This is a genomic window from Sunxiuqinia dokdonensis, from assembly GCF_001270965.1.
Classification (GTDB): domain Bacteria; phylum Bacteroidota; class Bacteroidia; order Bacteroidales; family Prolixibacteraceae; genus Sunxiuqinia; species Sunxiuqinia dokdonensis.
The window spans coordinates 22,309-29,282 of the sequence record NZ_LGIA01000156.1 but is presented as its reverse complement, the minus strand read 5'-3'; the positions used below and the strand labels follow the sequence as shown (position 1 = coordinate 29,282).

General features: G+C 47.8%; 6 protein-coding genes. All 6 read left to right on the top strand.

Annotated elements, in window-relative coordinates:
* On the top strand, positions 1–1,299 hold a 1,299-nt coding region (locus NC99_RS11625), incomplete at its 5' end, for a sigma-54-dependent transcriptional regulator (protein ID WP_082326451.1).
* Positions 1,300–1,500: 201 nt separating this feature from the next.
* Positions 1,501–3,366: a sensor histidine kinase gene (locus NC99_RS11620; RefSeq protein WP_053183835.1), complete on the top strand. Its 1,866-nt coding sequence runs from the start codon at positions 1,501–1,503 to the stop codon at positions 3,364–3,366.
* A 42-nt stretch (positions 3,367–3,408) separates the two neighbouring features.
* On the top strand, positions 3,409–4,845 hold the full coding sequence (locus NC99_RS11615; RefSeq protein WP_053183833.1) for a TrkH family potassium uptake protein: 1,437 nt from the start codon (positions 3,409–3,411) through the stop codon (positions 4,843–4,845).
* Positions 4,846–4,998: 153 nt separating this feature from the next.
* Positions 4,999–5,310, top strand: a complete 312-nt coding sequence (locus tag NC99_RS11610; RefSeq protein WP_204374977.1) for a hypothetical protein — start codon at positions 4,999–5,001, stop codon at positions 5,308–5,310.
* A 125-nt stretch (positions 5,311–5,435) separates the two neighbouring features.
* Entirely contained in the window at positions 5,436–6,080 is a 645-nt protein-coding gene (locus NC99_RS11605; RefSeq protein WP_053183830.1) for a hypothetical protein, read from the top strand.
* A gap of 184 nt (positions 6,081–6,264) precedes the next feature.
* Positions 6,265–6,879, top strand: coding sequence for a hypothetical protein (locus tag NC99_RS11595; protein WP_162231205.1), 615 nt, complete (start codon positions 6,265–6,267; stop codon positions 6,877–6,879).
* Positions 6,880–6,974 lie beyond the last annotated feature (95 nt).

Here is a 6,974-nt window from a genome sequence, read left to right as displayed (position 1 = left end):
TCGAGAATCATTGAACTCGAAGGATACGAAGTGCTACAGAGCGACAACGGAGCAAAGGGCCTGAAAATTCTGGAAAAGAATCCGGATATCCTTTTAGTGGTGTGCGATGTTCGTTTGCCCGACAGCAATGGACTGGAGCTTCTGACGGTCATGAAACAGCAACATCCCCCCGTAGAAGTGATTTTGCTAACGGCTTATGGCACCATTCACGATGGGGTTTTGGCCATGAAACGCGGGGCTTTCGACTACATTACTAAAGGCGATGGCGATGAACAAATTATTGTAACCGTTGAAAAAGCAGTAGAAAAAGGCAAGCTGAAGCGCCGGATTTTTGAGCTGGAAAACAAGCTGGAAAGCCGTTACCGTTTCGACCGGATTATTGGCGCTTCCAAAAGCATCAGGCAAACCATTGAGTTGGCCCGACGGGTGGCACCAACTGATTCGACCGTGTTGCTTGAGGGAGGAACCGGCACCGGAAAGGAGCTTTTCGCCCAGTCCATTCACACGGAAAGCCTTCGAAAAAATAAGCCTTTTGTGGCTGTCAATTGCAGTGCTTTCCCAAAAGATTTGCTTGAATCGGAAATCTTCGGACACAAAAAAGGCGCCTTTACCGGGGCAATGTTCGATAAAAAAGGTTTGTTTGAAGAAGCCAACGAGGGTACCCTTTTCCTGGATGAAGTTGGTGAGATGCACCCCGACCTGCAGGCTAAACTTTTGCGGGTGCTCGAAGACCAGACCTTTACAAAAATAGGCGATACCAAAATGACGCGGGTCAATGTGCGGATTATCGCCGCGACCAACCGGGACCTGATGAGTGAAGTTGCCCGTGAAAACTTTCGTCACGACCTGTATTACCGGCTGTCGGTCTTTAAGATCCCAATTCCCGCACTGCGCGACAGAAAAGATGATATCCCCAAACTCGTCGCGCATTTTATCCAGATGTATGCCACCAAAACCAAGAAGAAGATTGCCGGAGCATCGCCCGAGTTTCTGGATAAACTGAAAGCATTTGATTGGCCGGGAAACACCCGCGAGTTGAAAAATGTGATTGAACGGGCGGTGATCCTGGCCGATAAGCCAACACTCAGCCCTGATCTGCTGCCCTACGAGATTCAACACCCTGACCTAAAGCAATCCGGCTACGATCCGCTGGGTACTTTGGAAGACATGGAGCGCATCCATATTCTGAAGATGCTTCAACATACCGGTGGAAATAAAACCAAGGCAGCCGAAAAATTAGGTATTTCGCCCCCAACACTCTACCGAAAGCTGGAGCAATACGGCATTGCAATCCCCTAAAATAACGTTAGAGCGACCCTTTCAAATTGTTATAGTACATTCGCAACCTCATTTTTCGCTTGCATGATTTATGGCCAGGTCAACGAGCTGATTAATAAATGATCCGGACTGATTGCTGCTGTGGACTTGCCGAAATGGCATGGATTTAGCCTGCTGCGTTATGCGGAACTAAAGGGACATCAGAATTAATTTCATACCATCATGATACGTGTTAGTTTGAAAAACAGGCTTTCGATTGGATTTGGATTGTTGCTGTTGCTGGTTCTCCTGTTGTGGTTGACAGGAGCCTACTTCATTTATAATCTATCCAACCGTTCTTCGGCCATGCTGAAGGAAAATTATCAAACCGTGGAATCGACCAAGTTTTTGATTCAGGCTCTGGATGATATTGAAAACAAACACTCCTACGAGTTGTTTGGCGAAGGCTATCACCTCAACGACAGTTTGTACCAGTTCAACCTGGCGGTGTTTACCGATAACCTTGAGGCAGTAAAAAATAACATTACCGAAGCGGGCGAAGCCGACCTGATCAGGGAGCTGGACGCGAGCTTTCAGTCGTACATGGGCGTTTATGATTCGCTGGAGAAAAAGGACACAGTTACAACAGCCGGCTTTCATCAACTTGTAGCCGCGTACATGCTCACCCGCAACAATATTGTGGCGCTTTGGGATTTGAACATGCAGGCCATCAGCCATAAAAACAGCCAGGTAAAAAATACCGCTCATCAGGCTTTTTTGATGATGTCGCTGATTGGCACTATTTGCTTCATCATTGCCGCCCTGTTCTTTTTTCAGTATCCACGCTACATTTCCAAACCCATCATACAGCTGACCAAGGGCATTCAGGAAATTGCCAACCGAAACTACGAGCAGCGGCTTCAGTTTAAGTCGCACGACGAGTTGGGTGAGCTGGCCCAGGCCTTTAACCTCATGGCTGCCCGGCTGCACGAGTACGAACACAGCAACCTGTCGCAATTGCTTTTCGAGAAAAAGCGGATCGATACCATCATCAATAATATGAAGGATGGCATCATTGGTCTGGACAATGCCAACCAAATCATTTTTTCGAATACGATTGCCTGTGAAATCCTCCGAACGGATGCCTCGCAACTGATCGGTCAACAAGCTACTGAGCTTGAACGAAAGAACGATCTTTTTAGCCTGATATTTAAGAGTGCCTGTGAAGATGTGACGCCAGCGGAAAAGGAATTTCATCCGATTAAACTTCAGCCCGATGGGAAGCCGGTATACTATAACCAAGAGATTATTGACGTGGTACTCACCAAAACCGGAGAGGAATTGCCAGTCAATGTTGGGCGCGTCATTATCATGAAAAATATCACCCACTTTCTGGAGCAGGACGAAGCAAAAACCAATTTTATCGCCACCATTTCACACGAACTGAAAACACCCATTTCATCGCTTCGGCTGAACCTGAAGTTGCTGGATGATTCACGGATTGGATCGCTGAATGAAGAGCAGAAAGAGCTGATTCAGGCCTTGAAGGAGGAAACGCATAAAATATCAAGTATCACCTCCGAATTACTGGATTTGGCGCAGGTGGAGACGGGCAATATTTCGCTGGATTTTAAAGCCGTTCCTCCGTCCGAAATTATCCGTTATGTGACCAAGCCGGCAACCAATCATGCCAAGGACAAGCACGCTCAAATCAGGTTTAAACTGGCCGAGCCACTGCCCGAAATGTACTGCGACTCGGAAAAAACAGCCTGGGTATTGCTGAACCTGATCAACAATGCGATTCAGTACTCGCCCGAGCAATCGCAAGTACACATTGAAGTCAAGCAGGTGAACAACTCGGTGCAGTTTATGGTGCGTGATTTTGGACCTGGCATTGAAGAAAAATACCAGCAGCAGATCTTCGAAAAATTCTTCCGCGTGCCGGGCTCAGGTCAAAAAGGTACCGGACTGGGACTAGCCATATCAAAAGAATTCATCACCAAACAGTTTGGCGATATATGGGTAGAAAGCTCAGCCGGCGAGGGAAGCAGCTTCTTTTTTCACTTGCCATTATACAAAAGGCGAATCGGGAGTCAGTATCAAGTCTAGCTGCAGGCAATTGCAACGACTGAAAAAATAAATCGTTAACTGATGGATCTTCGACCTGTCCTCCATATTTTAATGCGGATACTTGTAATTTCCGGTACGGCACTTCTAACTTGTATTCCGGTGGCGCTCGTTTACGACGAACCTGTTTTGCCATTTGTGTATACGGCAACGATTGTCTTTGTCATGGCTGCCAGTGTTTATGGGTTGAGGGGAAGCGCGGAATTAAGCAGTTTCCATCGTCGCGAAGCGTACCTCTCTGTAACCCTTTCGTGGTTGGTGGTTTCGCTGGTTGGCTCGCTGCCTTATCTTTTTAGCGGAGCCTTTCCCTCTTTTGTCAATGCGTTCTTCGAATCGGTTTCTGGCTTTACAACGACTGGGTCATCCATCTTAACCGATATTGAAAGCTTGCCAAAATCGGTTCTGTTTTGGCGAAGCATGACCCATTGGATTGGTGGGTTGGGAATTATTGTTTTGGTCATCATCATCATGCCTTCTCTCAATATTGGAGGCTACAACCTGTTTACCCTCGAATCGTCTTTTCAGGAGAAAATTCATCCGAAGATCAAATCAGTTGGCCGGCGCCTGCTGTACATTTATTTATCGCTCACCCTGGCCGAAATCATCTTCCTGCTCATCGGCGACATGAACCTGTATGAAAGCGTTTGCCACGCCTTTGGCACCGTTGCCACGGGCGGATTCTCCCCTAAAAACACAAGCATTGGCGGCTATTCGCCCTACATTCAATATGTCGTTACCGTTTTCATGGTGCTCTCCGGGGTCAATTTTGTTATTCATTACTACGCCGTTAAACGGCAATTCCACAAGATCAGGCAAAATGAAGAGCTGAAGTTCTACCTGTTTGTCATTCTTTTTTCCGGCTTCCTGATTACCGGTATTTTGTACTTTCAAACCGACCGCTCGTTCGAACTGGCCTTTCGCGAATCCTTTTTCCAGGTGGCTTCCATCATCACCTGCACCGGCTTTGCCACAGCCGATTATTTGCTGTGGCCGGCTGTAGGCTGGTACATCATTTTCTTTCTGATGTTTTTTGGAGGGAGCACCGGATCAACGGCGGGTGGCATAAAAATGGCCCGTCACCTGGTGGCGCTGAAAAATGTGAGGCACACCTTCCGGATGATGAATGCGCCCAACGGCGTCATTCCCCTGCGAATCAATCATCGTCCGATCAGTTACCAGGAAAACAATGGAATCCTGACCTTTATTCTTTGGTACTTGATGTTGTTTCTGGCTGGCGGCCTGTTGATGGTATTTTTGGGCTCTGATGTGGCCACCGCTTTCAGTTCGGTAGCCACCGCCATGGGTGGCATTGGCCCGGGTTTGGGCACCATTGGCCCGGCCAGCAATTTTGCACACCTGTCCGAAGCCTCCAAAATAGCCCTCTCCGCCCTGATGGTCCTGGGGCGGCTGGAAATTTATACCGTCGTCATGCTCATTACCCCTTGGTTTTGGAAGAATTGATCGCCTCCGGCAAGTTATGAATACAACGCAAAGTTGATCATCTCCCTGCCTCTTATGGCGCACACCGCCTCACCAACAACCAACCAGCACCCGCCCCGCGAACAGTTCCGGATTGGGCCCGGGGTTCCCCGTGTGAGTCACAAACTCCTGCAGATGACACCCAAACTCTGGCGGATGACACCCAAGCTCTTGCAAACGATTCAGAAGCTCCTGCAGATGACTCCCAAGCTCCTGCAAATGATTCAGGAACTCTTGCAAACGATTCAGGAACTCATGCAAACGATTCAGGAACTCTTACAGGTGACACCCAAACTCCTGCGGATGATTCAGAAGCTCCTGCAGATGATTCAGAACTTTTTGCAAACGACTTCCAAGCTCCTGCAGACGAGGTATTCATTCGATCAAAAAGTTCGCAAGCAGCATACGTGTGGTTCCAGTTTAACCTTATCCCCGACAAAAAAATAATGCGCGAGATGCAGGGGTCGAAGCTTAAGTTCTAAAAATCAAAATAAAAAGTTGCATTTTTTTATTTTCTTTTTTAGATTTGATTATCAAAAAAAAACCTATCTATTAATCAATGAATACCAATCATGGAAAATGACAAAAGACCAAAGTGGGAAACCGGCGTAGCCATTATCAAAGGCAAACAGTCGGTTTCGTTGTTGGAAACCTACCAAGTCGAGCTTCAACCCAGATTACAACCCGACGAAGCGGCACAGCACAAAGCCAATGTAACCGAATTGGAAGCGCGCCATTCGGGCCAATCGGAAACGCTCACCGAACAGAAATCAAAAACACGGGGGCAAAACGAAGCCATGGTCGATTTACACGAAACCGTAGTTAATATTCGGAGTATTGTAAAAAGCAGCGGTGCCTCGGGCGAAATTTCCAAAGCCTACGGTGTTGGCGAAAAAATTACTGACACCGTGTCCAGTGTCACCGCCGCCGCCAACATGGTCATTACTGCCTATGGCACTTATGGCGAATGGAGCACCGGTACCGGTATCCTCGAGTCGGACATCACCGAAATTGAAACCCTGAAGCAAGAACTGGAACAGGCCAACGACATTCAGGAAAGCTCGAAATTTACCCGTAAAGCGGGCACCATGTCAAAAAATGTTTTACAACGGACCGTTGAAGATGAAATTACCAAGATATCGGCGCTGGGCAACTTTGTTTTTGCCAAATCGAATCCGGCAGTCGCCGTCCTTTTCAAGGAATTAATTCCCGGATAGAAGTTTGTTGAAATTTTAGTTTTAAAGGGCCTTGCTGCAAAGTAAGGTCCTTTTTTATTGATGCGCTGTAATCCGGGTAATCAGGAGTCCACTTCATGTTGTATTGACCGGTCCTTCGGTATTCAATATCAAAAAAGGAGTCTCGGATCGAAGCCGCTGAGCGGTCATCTGCGATATCCAGAGGGTGATCGCAATTTTGCACCGCACCGCGGCCGAAAACATTACCATCGCCTTGCATGTTAAGGACAAATACATTCAAACAAATACACAAATGAAATCATTCCTGTTTTTTATGACCGTTTTTACGCTTTTTGCCCTGGCTTCCTGTGGCCCGGCAAAACAAGATTCGCAACAAACACAGCAAGTACCAGTTGTGCCACCAGCGCAGCAACCGGCAACGCCGGCAAGTGCCGAACCTGCTCAAGCTGCCGAGGAAGAAACAACCGTGCCGGCTTCAACGGAACAAGATACGGCCGAAGTGATGCTGAATCCACCGCACGGACAACCCTTTCACCGATGTGATATTCCGGTAGGCGCACCGCTAAATTCGACTGCGACAAGTAATATCCCGCAAACGACAAATAATCAGATTCAGCTTGCAGCACCTCAAGCTTCTGCTTCAGCACCCAGTGTCGAAAACAATCCAACAGCTCCGACCATTGAAAATGCGATGCGGATCAGTCCGTCACAAACACAAAACACAACATCGGCCAATACAGGGACCAAACCCCGGCTGAATCCGGCCCACGGACAGCCTTATCACCGCTGCGACATTCCTGTGGGCAGCGTGCTTCCCTAACTTGCAGTTTGTGCGGTAGTTCCCGGGTGACGATTGTTAAACCAGCGCCGTTGCGTAAAATCGACGACACATGATAACAAAGGTCTAAGTCTTAA

Bases quoted from the DNA above. Each gene is read 5' to 3' on its own strand.
- NC99_RS11615 (WP_053183833.1), top strand. From the start codon at position 3,409: ATGGATCTTCGACCTGTCCTCCATATTTTAATGCGGATACTTGTAATT.
- NC99_RS11620 (WP_053183835.1), top strand. From the start codon at position 1,501: ATGATACGTGTTAGTTTGAAAAACAGGCTTTCGATTGGATTTGGATTG.
- NC99_RS11605 (WP_053183830.1), top strand. From the start codon at position 5,436: ATGGAAAATGACAAAAGACCAAAGTGGGAAACCGGCGTAGCCATTATC.
- NC99_RS11610 (WP_204374977.1), top strand. From the start codon at position 4,999: ATGACACCCAAACTCTGGCGGATGACACCCAAGCTCTTGCAAACGATT.